The sequence below is a fragment of the Stenotrophomonas sp. YJH_SMC_14-1 genome (assembly GCF_059372275.1).
On record NZ_JCAFVK010000019.1, the window covers coordinates 1 to 16,621 of the forward strand.

Consider the following 16,621-nt stretch of genomic DNA (forward strand, 5'->3'; position numbering starts at 1 on the left):
CGAGGAGTAGTCCTTGAACTCGCCACCGAAGCGCTCGGCACCGATCTTGGTCAGTGCGGCGGTCAGCGTGGTCTTGCCGTGGTCGACGTGACCGATGGTGCCGACGTTGACGTGCGGCTTGGTGCGCTCGAACTTACCCTTTGCCATTGTTCTATACCTTGATTGTTCGTAAATGGTTTCAAGAGAGGCTGAGCGAGGCTCAGCCCTTCTTCATGACGGCTTCGGCGATGTTGGTCGGAGCCGGCTCGTAGTGATCGAATTCCATGGTGAAGGTGGCGCGGCCCTGGGTCTGCGAACGCAGAGCAGTGGCGTAGCCGAACATTTCACCCAGCGGGATCATCGCGTTGATGATGCTGGCCGAACCGTCACCGGTGGTGTCGGAACCCTGCAGCACGCCGCGACGACGGCTGACGTCGCCCATCACGTCACCCTGGTAATCCTCCGGGGTCACGATCTCGACCTTCATGATCGGCTCCAGCAGCACCGGCTTGGCCTTGGCGAAGCCCTGCTTGAAGGCCATCGACGAAGCCAGCTTGAACGCCATTTCCGAGGAGTCGACGTCGTGGTACGAACCGAACACCAGCTTCACCTTGACGTCCACGACCGGGAAGCCAGCCAGCGGGCCGCTGGTGATGGTTTCGCGCAGGCCCTTTTCAACCGACGGAATGAATTCCTTCGGGATCACGCCGCCGGTGATGTCGTTGATGAACAGGAAATCGTCCTTGATCATCGGAGCGATCTTCGGATCGGCACGATCTTCAGCGGTGATCGGCGACAGCTCGATCACGACGTGACCGTACTGACCCTTACCACCGGACTGCTTGGCGTGCTTGTAGTCCGACTTGACGTCAGCCAGGGTGATGGTTTCGCGGTAGGCCACCTGCGGCGCGCCGACGTTGGCTTCAACGTTGAACTCGCGCTTCAGGCGGTCGACGATGATGTCCAGGTGCAGCTCGCCCATGCCCGAGATGATGGTCTGGCCGGATTCTTCGTCGGTCTTGACGCGGAACGACGGATCTTCCTGCGCCAGGCGACCCAGCGCCAGACCCATCTTTTCCTGGTCCGACTTGGTCTTCGGCTCGACGGCCATCGAGATCACCGGCTCCGGGAACGTCATGCGCTCCAGGATGATCGGCGCATCCACGGCGCACAGGGTGTCACCGGTGGTGGTGTCCTTCAGGCCCACGGCAGCAGCGATGTCACCAGCCAGAACTTCCTTGATTTCCTCGCGGTTGTTCGAGTGCATCTGCAGGATGCGGCCGATGCGCTCCTTCTTGCCCTTCACCGAGTTCAGCACGGTGTCGCCACCGTTCAGGGTGCCCGAGTAGACACGGAAGAAGGTCAGCGCGCCGACGAACGGGTCGGTGATGATCTTGAAGGCCAGCGACGAGAACGGCGCCTTGTCGTCCGACTTGCGGGTCATTTCGACGGTGTCGTCGTCAACGTCCACGCCCTTCACGTCCGGCACGTCGACCGGCGACGGCAGCAGCTGGATCACACCGTCCAGCATGGCCTGCACGCCCTTGTTCTTGAAGGCCGAGCCGCAGTACATCGGCACGATCTCGGTGGCCAGGGTACGGGTACGCAGCGCGTTGATGATTTCGGCCTCGGCCAGCTCTTCGCCGCCCAGGTACTTTTCCATCAGCTCTTCGCTGGCTTCGGCAGCGGTCTCGACCATGAACTGGCGAGCTTCTTCCGCAGCCGCCTGCAGATCGGCCGGGATGTCGCTGTACTCGAACTTCATGCCCTGCGAGGCTTCATCCCAGTGGATGGCCTTCATCTTCAGCAGGTCGACAACGCCCTTGAAGTTGTCTTCAGCGCCGATCGGCAGCTGCATCGGCACGGCAACCGCGCCCAGCTTGGCCTTCAGCTGGCCGACGACCTTCTGGAAGTTGGCACCGGTGCGGTCCATCTTGTTGACGAACGCGATGCGCGGCACGTGGTACTTGTTGGCCTGGCGCCACACGGTTTCCGACTGCGGCTGCACGCCACCGACGGCGCACAGGACGAAGACGGCACCGTCGAGCACGCGCAGCGAGCGCTCCACTTCGATGGTGAAGTCGACGTGCCCCGGGGTGTCGATGATGTTGAAGCGGTGCTCCGGCAGGGACTTGTCCATGCCCTTCCAGAACGCGGTGGTGGCAGCGGACTGGATCGTGATGCCACGCTCCTGCTCCTGCTCCATCCAGTCCATGGTGGCGGCGCCGTCGTGCACTTCACCGATCTTGTGGCTCTTGCCGGTGTAGAACAGGATGCGCTCGGACGTGGTGGTCTTGCCGGCATCGATGTGAGCCATGATGCCGAAGTTACGGTAACGCTCGATGGGAGTGGAACGGGCCACGGGAGCCTCTCAGATTTCTTGGATTTCGGATGGCCGAACGCCGCCTTTCGGCGGCCTTCGGATTGGCGCAGTCTTTCTGGGACCGCGAGGCAGCACGCACCGAAGTGGTGCTGCCCTGCCTGTTTTACAAGGCCGTCAAACTCACCAGCGGTAGTGGGCGAATGCCTTGTTGGCTTCGGCCATGCGGTGGGTTTCTTCGCGCTTCTTGATGGCGCCGCCACGGTTTTCCGAGGCGTCGATCAGTTCAGCAGCCAGCTTCTTCGGCATGGTGTTCTCGCCGCGCTTGCGCGCGGAGTCGATCAGCCAGCGCATGGCCAGGGCCATCTTGCGCGACGAACGCACTTCGACCGGCACCTGGTAGGTGGCACCACCGACGCGGCGCGACTTGACTTCGACCGCCGGAGCGACGTTGTCCAGAGCCTTCTGCACCAGTTCAATGGCGTTGGCGCTGCTGTTCTTCTCGGTGATCACGTCCATGGCGCCGTACACGATCTTCTCGGCGACGGACTTCTTGCCGCTCTGCATGACCATGTTGATGAAACGGGCGATGGTTTCGCTTCCGTGCTTCGGATCGGGCAGGACGGAACGCTGCGGAGTATTACCCTTACGCGACATTGTGCTCTCTCCTTATGCCTTCGGACGCTTGGCGCCGTACTTGGAACGGGCCTGGCGACGCTTGGCAACGCCGGCGGCGTCGAGCGAGCCACGAACGGTGTGGTAACGCACACCCGGCAGGTCCTTGACGCGACCGCCGCGGATCAGGACCACGGAGTGCTCCTGCAGGTTGTGGCCTTCACCACCGATGTAGGAAATCACTTCTTCCTGGTTGGTCAGGCGGACCTTGGCAACCTTGCGCAGAGCCGAGTTCGGCTTCTTCGGAGTGGTGGTGTAGACACGGGTGCAGACGCCACGGCGCTGCGGGCACTTGTCGAGCGCCGGCGAGGCACTCTTGTAGGTGGTCGCTTGCCGCGGCTTGCGGACCAGCTGGTTGATCGTCGCCATCAGTAGGTTCTTCTGATTGGTGGCCGGAAAATCCGGCCAGAGATGCGGAAATGTTAAAGCAGGCCAAAATTCTGGCCTGCTGAGACAGACGATTGTAGCAACCTGCCAGGAAAGCAGTCAAACGCCTCCTGTCAAGCCCGCTCCTGATCCCGGAACGTTACTGGGGGGCCTCCATGTACCCCGTTCAGGTTGGCGGGGTGAACCGCGAGGTCCACCCTGCCCTGCGCCGGTAGAGTCGACTGTTAGCCGACTCTCGATGGCAGTCGACCAACAGTCGACTCTACCGCCCGGGTGGTCCGGCCTTGCGGCCGGACCGGATGCATCATTCTTCGCCCGAGGCCTGTTCAGCTTCGGCTTCAACCGCCGCGGCCTCGACCGCAGCCGGAGTGCCGGCCAGGGTCTGCATTTCCGACTCGGTAAGGCCGGAGGCGCCGCGGCGGCGGTTGCTGTGGTACGCCAGGCCGGTACCGGCCGGAATCAGGCGACCCACGATGACGTTTTCCTTCAGGCCGCGCAGGTTGTCCGAGGTGCCGCGGACGGCCGCTTCGGTCAGCACGCGGGTGGTTTCCTGGAACGACGCGGCCGAGATGAACGATTCGGTCGCCAGCGAGGCCTTGGTGATACCCAGCAGGACCGGATCGAAGTGCGCCGGCAGCTCATTGCGGGCTGCAAGGCGGGCATTCTCCTCGATAACGCGCTGGCGCTCCACCTGTTCGCCGTTCAGGAACTTGCTGCTGCCCTGGTCGGTGATCTCGACCTTGCGCAGCATCTGGCGGGTGATCACCTCGATGTGCTTGTCGTTGATCTTCACGCCCTGCAGGCGGTACACGTCCTGGATTTCCTTCACCAGGTAGGCGGCCAGCGGTTCGACACCCAGCAGGCGCAGGATGTCCTGCGGGCTCGGCTCGCCGTCCACGATGGTTTCACCCTTGGTCACATGCTCGCCTTCGAACACGATGACCTGGCGGTACTTCGGGATCAGCTCTTCGTGCTCCAAACCATCGGTGTCCTTGATGATCAGGCGCTGCTTGCCCTTGGTGTCCTTGCCGAAGCTGATGATGCCCGAACGCTCGGCCAGCACCGCCGGATCCTTCGGCTTGCGCGCTTCGAACAGATCGGCCACGCGCGGCAGACCACCGGTGATGTCGCGGGTCTTCGACGCTTCCTGCGGGATCTTGGCGACCACGTCACCCACGCCGACGGCAGCGCCGTCCTGCAGGTTGACGATCGAGCGCGGCGGCAGCAGGTACTGCGCCGGCAGGTCGGTGCCCGGAATCGACAGGTCGTTGCCCTTGGCGTCGACGATGCGCACGATCGGGCGCAGGTCCTTGGCCTGGGTACCACGACGCTTCGGATCGGTGATTTCGCGCGACGCCAGGCCGGTCAGTTCGTCGGTCTTCTCGATGACGGTGATGCCGTCGACGAAGTCGATGAAGCGGATGAAACCGGCCACTTCCGACACGATCGGGTGGTTATGCGGATCCCAGTTGGCCACGGTCTGGCCAGCCTTGATCGCATCACCGTCCTTGGACGTGATGGTCGCACCGTACGGCAGCTTGTAACGTTCACGCTCACGGCCGTGGGCATCGAGCACCGAGATTTCGCCCGAGCGCGACACTGCCACCAGCGAGCCGTTGGCATGCTCGACCGACTTGAGGTTGCTGAACTTGACCGAGCCGGTGGTCTTGACGGTGATGTTGTCGACCGCAGCAGCTCGCGACGCCGCACCACCGATGTGGAACGTACGCATGGTCAGCTGGGTACCCGGCTCACCGATGGACTGGGCGGCGATGACGCCGACCGCTTCACCGATGTTGACCAGGTGGCCACGGGCCAGGTCGCGGCCGTAGCAGCGCGAGCAGACGCCGAAGGCCGATTCGCAGGAGATGGTCGAGCGGACCTTGATGGTCTGCACGCCGGCATCTTCCAGCTTGGCAACCCAGGCTTCGTCCAGCAGGGTGTTGCGGGTGACGATCGGATCTTCGTCGTTGCCCGGCAGGAACACGTCCTCGGCAACCACGCGACCCAGCACGCGGTCCTTCAGCGGCTCGACCACGTCGCCGCCTTCCACGATCGGGGTCATGATCAGGCCTTCGGTGGTACCGCAATCCACCTCGGTGATCACCACGTCCTGTGCCACGTCGACCAGACGACGGGTCAGGTAACCCGAGTTCGCGGTCTTCAGCGCGGTATCGGCCAGACCCTTACGGGCACCGTGGGTGGAGTTGAAGTACTCCTGCACGTTCAGGCCTTCGCGGAAGTTCGCCTTGATGGGCGTCTCGATGATCGAGCCGTCCGGGCGGGCCATCAGGCCACGCATGCCGGCCAGCTGACGGATCTGCGCCTGCGAACCACGCGCACCGGAGTCGGCCATGATGTACAGCGAGTTCATCGACTTCTGGTCGATGGTCTCACCCTTGGCATTGACCACCTTCTCGGTACCGATGGTGTCCATCATCGCCTTGGCGATGCGCTCGTTGGTGCGCGACCAGATGTCGACCACCTTGTTGTAGCGCTCGCCGGCGGTGACCAGGCCCGACTGGTACTGCTCCTGGATTTCCAGCACTTCGGCTTCGGCCTCGGTGAGGATGCCCTTCTTCTCGTCCGGGATCAGCATGTCGTCGATGCCGATCGAGACGCCGGCGCGGGTCGCGTACGCGAAGCCGGTGTACATCAGCTTGTCGGCGAACACGACCGTGTCCTTCAGGCCCAGCTGGCGGTAGCTGGAGTTGATCAGGCGGCTGATGTTCTTCTTGGTCAGCTCGGTGTTGGCCAGCGCGAACGGCAGGCCTTCCGGCAGGATTTCAGCCAGCAGGGCGCGACCGATCGTGGTGTCCACGATCGAGGTCTTGTTCTGCTTGTTGCCGTCTTCGTCGGTCACCACTTCGGTGATGCGGACCTTGACGCGCGCGTGCAGTTCCACCACGCGGTTGTCGTAGGCACGCTTCACTTCGGCGATGTTGGCGAAGGCCATGCCCTCGCCCTTCTTGTTTTCCAGCGAGCGGGTCATGTAGTACAGACCCAGCACGACGTCCTGCGACGGCACGATGATCGGCTCGCCGTTGGCCGGCGACAGGATGTTGTTGGTCGACATCATCAGCGCACGCGCTTCCAGCTGGGCTTCCAGCGAAAGCGGCACGTGGACGGCCATCTGGTCACCGTCGAAGTCGGCGTTGAACGCGGTGCAGACCAGCGGGTGCAGCTGGATGGCCTTGCCTTCGATCAGCACCGGCTCGAACGCCTGGATGCCCAGACGGTGCAGGGTCGGCGCACGGTTCAGCATCACCGGATGCTCGCGGATGACCTCTTCCAGGATGTCCCAGACTTCGGCTTCTTCGCGCTCGACCAGCTTCTTGGCGGCCTTGATGGTGGTGGCCAGGCCACGACGCTGCAGCTTGGCGAAGACGAACGGCTTGAACAGCTCGAGCGCCATCTTCTTCGGCAGGCCGCACTGGTGCAGGCGCAGGTACGGGCCGACCACGATGACCGAACGGCCCGAGTAGTCGACGCGCTTGCCGAGCAGGTTCTGGCGGAAGCGACCCTGCTTGCCCTTGATCATGTCGGCCAGCGACTTCAGCGGGCGCTTGTTGGTGCCGGTGATGGCACGGCCACGACGGCCGTTGTCCAGCAGTGCATCGACCGACTCCTGCAGCATGCGCTTTTCATTGCGCACGATGATGTCCGGCGCGCTCAGTTCGAGCAGGCGGCGCAGGCGGTTGTTGCGGTTGATGACGCGGCGGTACAGGTCGTTCAGGTCGGAGGTCGCGAAGCGGCCGCCATCCAGCGGGACCAGCGGACGCAGGTCCGGCGGCAGCACCGGCAGCACGGTCATGACCATCCATTCCGGACGGTTGCCCGATTCCAGGAAGGCTTCGATCAGCTTGATGCGCTTGGTGAGGCGCTTGAGCTTGGTTTCCGAACCGGTAGCGGCGATTTCCTCGCGCAGGCGGGTCATTTCCGACTGCAGGTCGATCGTGCGCAGCAGTTCGTACACGGCCTCGGCGCCCATCGCGGCGTCGAAGTCGTCACCGTGCTCCTGGCGGGCCTGCAGGTACTGTTCCTCGGTCAGCAGCTGGCGGCGCTCCAGGGCAGTCAGGCCCGGCTCGGTCACCACGTAGGCTTCGAAGTACAGCACGCGTTCGATGTCGCGCAGGGTCATGTCCAGCATCAGGCCGATGCGCGACGGCAGCGACTTGAGGAACCAGATGTGCGCGACCGGCGAGGCCAGGTCGATGTGGCCCATGCGCTCGCGGCGCACCTTGGCCAGGGTCACTTCGGTACCGCACTTTTCGCAGACCACGCCGCGGTGCTTCATGCGCTTGTACTTGCCGCACAGGCACTCGTAGTCCTTCACCGGGCCGAAGATGGCGGCGCAGAACAGGCCGTCGCGTTCCGGCTTGAAGGTACGGTAGTTGATGGTTTCCGGCTTCTTCACTTCGCCGAAGGACCACGAACGGATCAGGTCCGGCGAAGCCAGCGCGATCTTGATCGCGTCGAAGTCCAGCGTCTGGCGCTGCTGGTTGAAGAGGTTGAGCAGGTCTTTCATGGTGTTCTCCAGAAGGAGGAATGCTGTGTCGATGGGCTTTCAGTTCACTGCCAGCGGCGCGGCGGCGTTGACCGCCGCGCCGGCATGGATCAGTTGTCTTCCAGTTCCATGTTGATGGCCAGCGAGCGGATTTCCTTCACGAGCACGTTGAAGGATTCCGGCATGCCCGCGACCATCTCGTGCTCACCGTCGACGATGTTCTTGTACATCTGGTTGCGGCCCTGCACGTCATCGGACTTCACCGTCAGCATTTCCTGCAGGGTGTAGGCCGCGCCGTAGGCTTCCAGCGCCCAGACTTCCATTTCACCGAAGCGCTGGCCGCCGAACTGCGCCTTGCCGCCCAGCGGCTGCTGGGTGACGAGCGAGTACGGACCGGTCGAACGGGCGTGCATCTTGTCGTCGACCAGGTGGTTCAGCTTCAGGTAGTGCATGTAACCGACGGTGGTGTGGCGATCGAACGCTTCACCGGTGCGGCCGTCGTACAGCTGGGTCTGGCCACTGCTCGGCAGGTCGGCCAGTTCCAGCATGCGCTTGATTTCCGCTTCGGTGGCACCGTCGAACACCGGGGTGGCCATCGGCACGCCGTCGGTGAGGTTACGGGCCAGGCGCAGCAGTTCCTCGTCACTGAACTGCGACAGGTCGACACGGTTGGCCACGTTGGTGTCGTCGTGGTTGTAGATGTCGTCCAGGAACTTGCGCAGGTCGGCAACCGCCGCCTGGGCCTCCATCATCGCCTGGATCTTGCGGCCCAGGCCCTTGGCCGCCCAGCCCAGGTGCACTTCCAGGATCTGGCCGATGTTCATGCGCGACGGCACGCCCAGCGGGTTCAGCACGATGTCCACGGTTTCGCCCGAGGCCATGTACGGCATGTCCTCGACCGGCACCACGTTGGAGACCACACCCTTGTTGCCGTGGCGGCCTGCCATCTTGTCGCCCGGCTGGATGCGGCGCTTCACGGCCAGGAACACCTTGACCATCTTCAGCACGCCCGGGGCGAGGTCGTCGCCGGCGGTGATCTTGCCGCGCTTGTCGGCGAAGCGACGCTCGAATTCCTTCTCGTGCGCCTGGATCTGCTTCTGCGCGCGCTCGATGGCTTCCGAAGCGTCCTCGTCCTTCATGCGCAGGGCGAACCAGTCAGCCTTCTTCAGGCCGTCCAGGAAGGCGTCGGTGATCACGTCACCCTTCTTCAGGCCAGCGCCACCGTTGACCACCTTGCCCACGATCTGCGAACGCAGACGCATGTAGATGGCGGCTTCCAGGATGCGGAACTGGTCGTCGAAGTCCTTCTTGACGCGCTTGATTTCAGACTCTTCGATCTGGCGGGCGCGCTTGTCCTTCTCGATGCCGTCGCGGGTGAAGACCTGCACGTCGATGACGGTGCCGTCCATGCCCGGCGGAACGCGCAGCGAGCTGTCCTTAACGTCCGAAGCCTTCTCGCCGAAGATCGCGCGCAGCAGCTTCTCTTCCGGGGTCAGCTGGCTTTCGCCCTTCGGGGTGACCTTGCCGACCATGATGTCGCCGGCGCGGACTTCCGCACCGATGTACACCACGCCGCTCTCGTCCAGGCGGTTCAGCGCCTGCTCGGAGACGTTCGGGATGTCGGCGGAGATTTCCTCCGGCCCCAGCTTGGTGTCACGCGCGACGCAGGTCAGCTCTTCGATGTGGATCGTGGTGTAACGATCCTCTTCCACCACGCGCTCGGAGAGCAGGATGGAGTCTTCGAAGTTGTAGCCGTTCCACGGCATGAACGCGATCAGCATGTTCTGGCCCAGGGCCAGTTCGCCGATGTCGGTGGACGGACCGTCGGCCAGCACGTCGCCGCGGGCGATGACGTCACCCACCTGGACCAGCGGACGCTGGTTGATGCAGGTGTTCTGGTTCGAACGGGTGTACTTGACCAGGTTGTAGATGTCCACGCCTGCATCGGTGGCGCCAACGATCTCTTCCTCGTTGACCTTGACCACGATGCGGGCCGCGTCGATCTGCACGATCTCGCCACCACGGCGGGCGTTCACGGTCACACCGGAGTCACGCGCCACGGCGCGCTCGATGCCGGTACCGACCAGCGGCTTCTGCGCACGCAGGGTCGGCACCGCCTGACGCTGCATGTTGGCGCCCATCAGTGCGCGGTTCGCGTCATCGTGCTCCAGGAACGGAACCAGCGCGGCCGCGATCGACACGGTCTGCATCGGCGAGACGTCCATGAAGTGGACTTCCGCCGGCGGCTTCAGCAGCGATTCGCCCTGGAAGCGGCACGGAACGAACTGCTCGGTCAGGGTGCCCTTGGCGTCGGTCAGCGCGTTGGCCTGCGCAATGACGTACTCGTTTTCTTCGATCGCCGACAGGAACTCGACTTCGTCATAGACCTTGCCGTCCACGACCTTGCGGTACGGAGTCTCGAGGAAACCGTACTGGTTGGTGCGGGCGTACACGGCCAGCGAGTTGATCAGGCCGATGTTCGGGCCTTCCGGGGTTTCGATGGTGCAGACGCGGCCGTAATGGGTCGGGTGCACGTCGCGCACTTCGAAGCCGGCGCGCTCACGGGTCAGGCCGCCCGGGCCCAGGGCCGAGACGCGACGCTTGTGGGTCACTTCCGACAGCGGGTTGTTCTGGTCCATGAACTGCGACAGCTGCGAGGAGCCGAAGAACTCCTTGATGGCAGCGGCAACCGGCTTGGCGTTGATCAGCTCCTGCGGGGTCAGGCCTTCGGACTCGGCCATCGACAGGCGCTCCTTGACCGCGCGCTCGACGCGGACCAGGCCCACGCGGAACACGTTCTCGGCCATTTCGCCGACCGAACGCACGCGACGGTTGCCCAGGTGGTCGATATCGTCGACCACGCCGCGACCGTTGCGGATCTCGGTCAGGACCTTGATCACGTCCAGGATGTCGGAGCTGTCGCCGTGGGCGGCGACCAGGCGCTTGGACTCTTCGTCGTTGCGCTCACCGAAGTACTTGCTGTCGTACAGCACGGCTTCGCCGGTGGTCTCCTTGCGGCCCACGCGGCGGTTGAACTTCATGCGGCCGACCGCGGACAGGTCGTAGCGCTCGAAGGTGAAGAACAGGTTGTGGAACAGGTTCTGCGCAGCGTCCTTGGTCGGCGGCTCGCCCGGACGCATCATGCGGTAGATCTCGACCAGGGCTTCCAGCTGGGTCTTGGTCGGGTCGATGCGCAGGGTGTTGGACAGGTACGGGCCACGATCCAGATCGTTCACCCACAGGGTGCCCACGGCATCCACACCGGCCTTGCGGAAGGCCTGCAGCTGCTCGTCGGTGATCTCGTCATTGGCCTGGGCCAGCAGTTCGCCGGTCGAGGCGTCAACCACGTCGTGCGACAGGATGCGGCCGACGATGTAGTCGTCCGGCACGGCCAGGGCGGCGATGCCCGAGGCTTCCAGCTGCTTGATGTGGCGCGCGGTGATGCGCTTGCCGGCTTCCACGATGACCTTGTCGCCGTCGGCGAGGTCGAAGCCCAGGGTTTCGCCACGCAGGCGCTCCGGCACCAGCTCCAGCTGGACGCCTTCATCCGGGTTGATGTGGAAGGTGTTGATCTCGAAGAACTCGGCCAGCATCTCTTCGTTGCTGTAGCCGAGCGCGCGCAGCAGGATCGACACCGGCAGCTTGCGGCGACGGTCGATACGGGTGAACAGTGCGTCCTTCGGGTCGAACTCGAAGTCCAGCCAGGAGCCGCGGTAAGGAATGATGCGGGCGCTGTACAGCAGCTTGCCCGAGCTGTGGGTCTTGCCACGGTCGTGGTCGAAGAACACGCCCGGCGAGCGGTGCAGCTGCGAGACGATGACGCGCTCGGTGCCGTTGACGATGAAGGTGCCGTTCTCGGTCATCAGCGGGATTTCGCCCAGATAGACCTCCTGCTCCTTCACGTACTTGATGGCCTTGGTCGACGACTCACGGTCGTAGATCACCAGGCGCACGGTCACGCGCAGCGGGGCGCCGTAGCTCATGCCACGCTGGCGGCACTCGCGCTCGTCGAAGACCGGTTCGCCCAGCTTGTAGCCGACGTATTCCAGGGCAGCGTTGCCGCTGTAGCTGGCGATCGGGAAGACCGACTTCAGCGCAGCATGCAGGCCGTGGTCCGTGCGCTTGGCCGGATCGACGTTTTCCTGCAGGAATTCACGATAGGAATCCACCTGGATGGCGAGCAGGAACGGCACTTCGAGAATCGAGCGCTGCTTGCCGAAATCCTTGCGGATACGCTTTTTTTCGGTGAACGAATAGGACGTCATGAGGTCTTCCACCTTGTTGTGCGGATCGTGCGCCCACGATCCGAAGGGAACTTGAAATTGTCAGTTGGAAGTCGCTGGTATTGCCGGCACCAGCACGCCTTCTCCCGCTACTTCCAACTGCCAACTCGTCTGCTACCACGCCCCTGCTGCCGCGCGCTGCGCTGGCCGGCGGGGGTTTGACTGCAGCCCGTGTTGGGCTTTTTGCTGCATTTGAAACGGTAGAGTCGACTGTTAGTCGACTTCCTTCACAGCAGTCGACCAACAGTCGACTCTACCGACACCGCAACAACGACCAAAGGCCGGGGGCTTACGCCCCCAGCCTTGGCTGCATCGCCGTGAATCGGTGACGATGCAAGGTAACTGCTTACTTGACTTCGACAGTCGCGCCAGCAGCTTCCAGGTCCTTCTTCATCTTCTCGGCGTCTTCCTTCGAAGCGCCTTCCTTCAGGACGCCACCGGCTTCGGCCAGGTCCTTCGCTTCCTTCAGGCCCAGGCCGGTGATGGCGCGGACGGCCTTGATGACTTCGACCTTCTTGTCGCCGGCCGACTTCAGGGTGACGGTGAACTCGGTCTGCTCTTCAACAGCAGCGGCCGGGCCAGCGGCAGCAGCCACGGCGACCGGAGCAGCGGCGGAGACGCCGAACTTCTCTTCGATGGCCTTGACCAGCTCCATCACTTCCATCAGGGACTTCTCGGCGATGGCGTCGACGATCTGTTCGTTGGTAAGGGACATGATTAATACCTTTGGATGATTTTCTGGGTTGAGGTTCCGTCAGGAACCACGGTAAGTCGAAACTCAGGCGGTCTCGGCGGCCGGTTCGGCAGCGTCGGCGGCGACGTCGCCACCACCCTGCTTCTCGCCAACGGCCTTGATGGCGCGGGCAAACATCGTGACCGGCTCGGTCAGGACGCGGGCCAGCATGGCCAGGGCCTGGTCGCGGGTCGGCAGCGAGGCCAGCACGTCGACGTGGCTTGCCGGGAACACTTCGCCACCGATGGCGACGACCTTAGCCTTCAGCTTGTCGTTGCCCTTGGCGGCTTCCTTGATCAGGCGACCGGCAGCGCCGGGCTCCTCGAGCGAGAACGCGTACAGCAGCGGACCAACCATCTGGTCCTGGGCGACTGCGAACTCGGTGCCTTCAACGGCGCGCGAAGCCAGGGTGTTCTTGACAACCTTCAAGAAAACACCGGTTTCACGAGCCTGCTTGCGCATCGCGGTCATCTGGGCGACCGTGGTGCCAGCGTATTCGGCTGCGATCAAGGAGTGGGCCTTGGCGGCGACGTCTGCCAGCTCGGCGACTACTTCTTGCTTCTGGGACAGATTGAGAGCCATTGCACTCCTCCTATTGAACTCCGCTTACGGCTCCTGCCGTGTGCGGTCCTGTGCGGCATCCGTCCTGGACGCCGGGAACATCGGGATGATGTTCCGGGGGTGGGCCGTTCCAGACCTGGAGGCAATCAGGGAAATCCCAGACGTGCGTGAACCAGAAAAACTCCAGAAGGGCACCATCTACGCAGGGTGATTCCGGGGAATCGATTAAGCGCTCATGACTGCTCCGGCGGCGACTCCTTGCCAGATCGAGCTTCCGTGCCCGTCGCCGGTATTGCCACGACCGCGCCTGCGGTCTTTGACGGCTACCGCGGGCGATGCACTGCCAACGATGCCTTCAAATGTCACGGTCACGGCACCGAAGGTACCGTGACCGCTTGAAACAATTACTTCAGGGTCAGCGACGACTGGTCGACGGTGACGCCCGGGCCCATCGTCGAGCTGACCGAAACCTTCTGCAGGTAGGTGCCCTTCGAGGTGGCCGGCTTGGCCTTGATCAGGTCCAGCAGCAGCGCGGTCAGGTTCGACTTCAGCGCGTCTTCGGCGAAGTCGGCCTTGCCGATGGTGCAGTGGATGATGCCGGCCTTGTCGGTGCGGTAACGGACCTGACCCGACTTGGCGTTCTTCACGGCTTCACCCGGGTTCGGGGAAACGGTGCCGACCTTCGGGTTCGGCATCAGGCCGCGCGGGCCCAGCACGGTGCCCAGCTTACCGACGACGCGCATGGCGTCCGGGGTCGCGATGACGACGTCGTAGTTCAGATCGCCGGCCTGCATCTTCTCGGCCAGATCATCCATACCGACGGCTTCGGCGCCAGCGGCCAGGGCTTCATCAGCCTTGGCACCGGCCGGAGCGAACACGGCGACGCGGACCGACTTGCCGGTACCGGCCGGCAGCACGGTGGAGCCACGAACCTGCTGGTCGGACTTCTTCGCATCGACGCCCAGGCGCACAGCGACATCGATCGACTCGACGAACTTGGCCTTGGTGGCGCTCTTCAGGATGTTGATCGCGTCCTCGAAGGCGTATGCCTTGCCCGGAACGACGGCGGCCTTGATGGCCTTCTCACGCTTGGTCTGTGCCATCTTATTAACCCTCCACCACGAGGCCCATGGAACGGGCAGAGCCAGCGATGGTACGCACGGCGGCGTCCAGATCGGCGGCAGTCAGATCCGGTTCCTTCGCCTTGGCGATCTCTTCCAGCTGCTTACGGGTGACCTTGCCGACCTTCTCGGTGTTCGGGCGCTTGGAGCCCGACGAGATGCCAGCGGCCTTCTTCAGCAGGGTGGTGGCCGGGGTGCTCTTGGTGATGAAGGTGAACGTACGGTCCGAGTAGGCCGTGATGATCACCGGAACCGGCAGACCCGGCTCGAGCTTCTGCGTGGCAGCGTTGAACGCCTTGCAGAATTCCATGATGTTCAGACCGCGCTGACCCAGCGCAGGACCGACCGGCGGCGAGGGGTTGGCCTGACCGGCCTTCACCTGCAGCTTGATGTAACCGACAACTTTCTTTGCCATGTGAGTACTCTCCGGGTGCTAGCGCCTTTCGACAACAGGCTCCCCATCGGACCGGGAATCACGCGTCCCGGCATCGCGTTTTGAAATCATGCTGAAGGCCACCTTGCGGCGGCCTCGTCCTGCTGGCTTCCCAGCGGGGAGCCGCGAACTATATCAGGTTTTTTCTTCACATGCCTGAAGCGGCACATAAACGGGCGAAACCGGGCAAGGCCCGGTTCCTGGTTCCGTAGAGTCGAGCTTGCTCGACCGATCAGCAAAGTCGAGCAAGCTCGACTCTACAGCTGGATCAGACGGCCTTTTCGACCTGGCCGAACTCGAGTTCGACCGGCGTGGCACGTCCGAAGATCAGCACCGAGACGCGCAGACGGCTCTTCTCGTAGTTGACCTCTTCGACGACGCCATTGAAATCGTTGAACGGGCCGTCGGTGACGCGGACCATCTGGCCCGGTTCGAACAGCACCTTCGGGCGCGGCTTCTCGACACCTTCCTGAACGCGGTTCAGGATGGCTTCAGCCTCGGAATCGGCAATCGGCAGCGGACGGTCGGCGGTGCCGCCGATGAAGCCCATCACGCGCGGGGTTTCCTTGACCAGGTGCCAGCTTTCGTTGTCGATGCGCGGAATACCGGCTTCTTCGTGGGTCTCGATCTGGACCAGCACGTAACCCGGGAAGAACTTGCGCTCGGAGCGGCGCTTCTGGCCAGCGCGCATCTCGACCACTTCTTCGGTCGGGACCAGGACATCGCCGAAGCGCTCTTCCATGCCGTCACGGACGATGCGATCGCGCAGAGCCTGCGCCACCGACTTCTCGAAGCCCGAATAGGCGTGAACGACGTACCAACGCTTCATGCAATTCTCCTTAGCGGCTCAGGAACAACTGAACCAGCCACTGAATGACGTAATCGAACCCACCCAGCAACAGACTGAGAATGGTCACCACCACCATCACGACCCAGGTCATGCGGATGGCTTCCTGGCGCGTCGGCCAGACCACCTTGCGCAGTTCGAAGCGCGACTCGGAGAGGAATTCGCGGGTGTCGCGCCCCTTGCCGGTCAGCATGAACACGCCGATACCGCCAACCAGACCGACCACGACCGCCAACGCACGCAGCTGACCCGCCCACGCACCCAGCTGGGTGGCGCGACCGGAGTCGGCGGAGAACCAGAACCAGACGAACAGACCGGCCAGCACCAGCAGCGATGCGGCGACGTACTTGACGATATCCCCGCCGTTGGCGGAGGTGTCCTTGGAGTGTTCGATCTTGCTATTCATCCGGCTGTGTCTGCTTTAGCGGCCCAGGCCGCTGGATAAGGTGGGCAGATGGCACGCCAGGAGGGACTCGAACCCCCAACCTGCGGTTTTGGAGACCGCTGCTCTGCCAATTGAGCTACTGGCGTACGTGTTGAAACTTGCCTTCCCTTAGACGGCGAAGGCGGACCGAGGTTCCCGGCCCGCCATTCGCGTAACCGGCGGCGCTATGCAACCACCGGTACTGCAGGCTTACTCGATGATCTTCGAGACCACGCCGGCGCCGACGGTGCGGCCGCCTTCGCGGATGGCGAAGCGCAGGCCTTCGTCCATCGCCACCGGGTTGATCAGGGTGACGACCATCTTGACGTTGTCACCCGGCATCACCATTTC

The 16,621-nt window shown here is 63.4% G+C and carries 13 protein-coding genes and 1 tRNA gene; all 14 read right to left on the minus strand.

All coding sequences use genetic code 11. From position 1 onward, the window contains the following. Nucleotides 1-147, minus strand: a 147-nt coding sequence (locus AC5P9P_RS20315) for a GTP-binding protein (RefSeq protein ID WP_230078978.1), incomplete at its 3' end; no start/stop codon positions are given. A gap of 52 nt (nt 148-199) precedes the next feature. After that, nucleotides 200-2,341, minus strand: coding sequence for an elongation factor G (gene fusA, locus AC5P9P_RS20320; RefSeq protein ID WP_019662237.1), 2,142 nt, complete (start codon nt 2,339-2,341; stop codon nt 200-202). Nucleotides 2,342-2,482: 141 nt separating this feature from the next. Further along, the gene (rpsG, locus tag AC5P9P_RS20325) at nt 2,483-2,956 is read right to left on the minus strand and encodes a 30S ribosomal protein S7 (RefSeq protein ID WP_004145321.1); all 474 of its coding nucleotides are present in this window, start codon (nt 2,954-2,956) and stop codon (nt 2,483-2,485) included. A gap of 12 nt (nt 2,957-2,968) precedes the next feature. Further along, the gene (gene rpsL, locus AC5P9P_RS20330) at nt 2,969-3,343 is read right to left on the minus strand and encodes a 30S ribosomal protein S12 (protein ID WP_004145320.1); all 375 of its coding nucleotides are present in this window, start codon (nt 3,341-3,343) and stop codon (nt 2,969-2,971) included. A gap of 322 nt (nt 3,344-3,665) precedes the next feature. Next, complete coding sequence (rpoC, locus tag AC5P9P_RS20335; RefSeq protein WP_495233068.1) at nt 3,666-7,889, minus strand: DNA-directed RNA polymerase subunit beta'; 4,224 nt, start codon at nt 7,887-7,889, stop codon at nt 3,666-3,668. Nucleotides 7,890-7,978: 89 nt separating this feature from the next. After that, nucleotides 7,979-12,133: a DNA-directed RNA polymerase subunit beta gene (gene rpoB, locus AC5P9P_RS20340; RefSeq protein WP_005408205.1), complete on the minus strand. Its 4,155-nt coding sequence runs from the start codon at nt 12,131-12,133 to the stop codon at nt 7,979-7,981. Nucleotides 12,134-12,497: 364 nt separating this feature from the next. Further along, complete coding sequence (rplL, locus tag AC5P9P_RS20345; protein ID WP_005408204.1) at nt 12,498-12,866, minus strand: 50S ribosomal protein L7/L12; 369 nt, start codon at nt 12,864-12,866, stop codon at nt 12,498-12,500. Nucleotides 12,867-12,929: 63 nt separating this feature from the next. Next, entirely contained in the window at nt 12,930-13,466 is a 537-nt protein-coding gene (gene rplJ, locus AC5P9P_RS20350) for a 50S ribosomal protein L10 (RefSeq protein ID WP_005408203.1), read from the minus strand. A gap of 383 nt (nt 13,467-13,849) precedes the next feature. Next, a complete protein-coding gene (rplA, locus tag AC5P9P_RS20355) occupies nt 13,850-14,548 on the minus strand; it encodes a 50S ribosomal protein L1 (RefSeq protein WP_004154350.1) in 699 nt (232 codons plus the stop codon). Nucleotides 14,549-14,552: 4 nt separating this feature from the next. Further along, complete coding sequence (gene rplK / locus AC5P9P_RS20360) at nt 14,553-14,981, minus strand: 50S ribosomal protein L11 (protein ID WP_004145248.1); 429 nt, start codon at nt 14,979-14,981, stop codon at nt 14,553-14,555. A 286-nt stretch (nt 14,982-15,267) separates the two neighbouring features. Continuing rightward, entirely contained in the window at nt 15,268-15,828 is a 561-nt protein-coding gene (gene nusG, locus AC5P9P_RS20365) for a transcription termination/antitermination protein NusG (RefSeq protein WP_004154362.1), read from the minus strand. Between the two features lie 10 nt (nt 15,829-15,838). After that, nucleotides 15,839-16,252 carry a preprotein translocase subunit SecE gene (secE, locus tag AC5P9P_RS20370; protein WP_033835425.1) on the minus strand — a complete coding sequence of 138 codons (414 nt, stop codon included), beginning with the start codon at nt 16,250-16,252 and terminating at the stop codon, nt 15,839-15,841. 49 nt (nt 16,253-16,301) lie between these two features. Continuing rightward, a tRNA-Trp gene (locus AC5P9P_RS20375) sits at nt 16,302-16,377 on the minus strand. 103 nt (nt 16,378-16,480) lie between these two features. Further along, nucleotides 16,481-16,621: EF-Tu C-terminal domain-related protein (locus AC5P9P_RS20380; protein WP_487247787.1), on the minus strand; the 141-nt coding region annotated here is incomplete at its 5' end.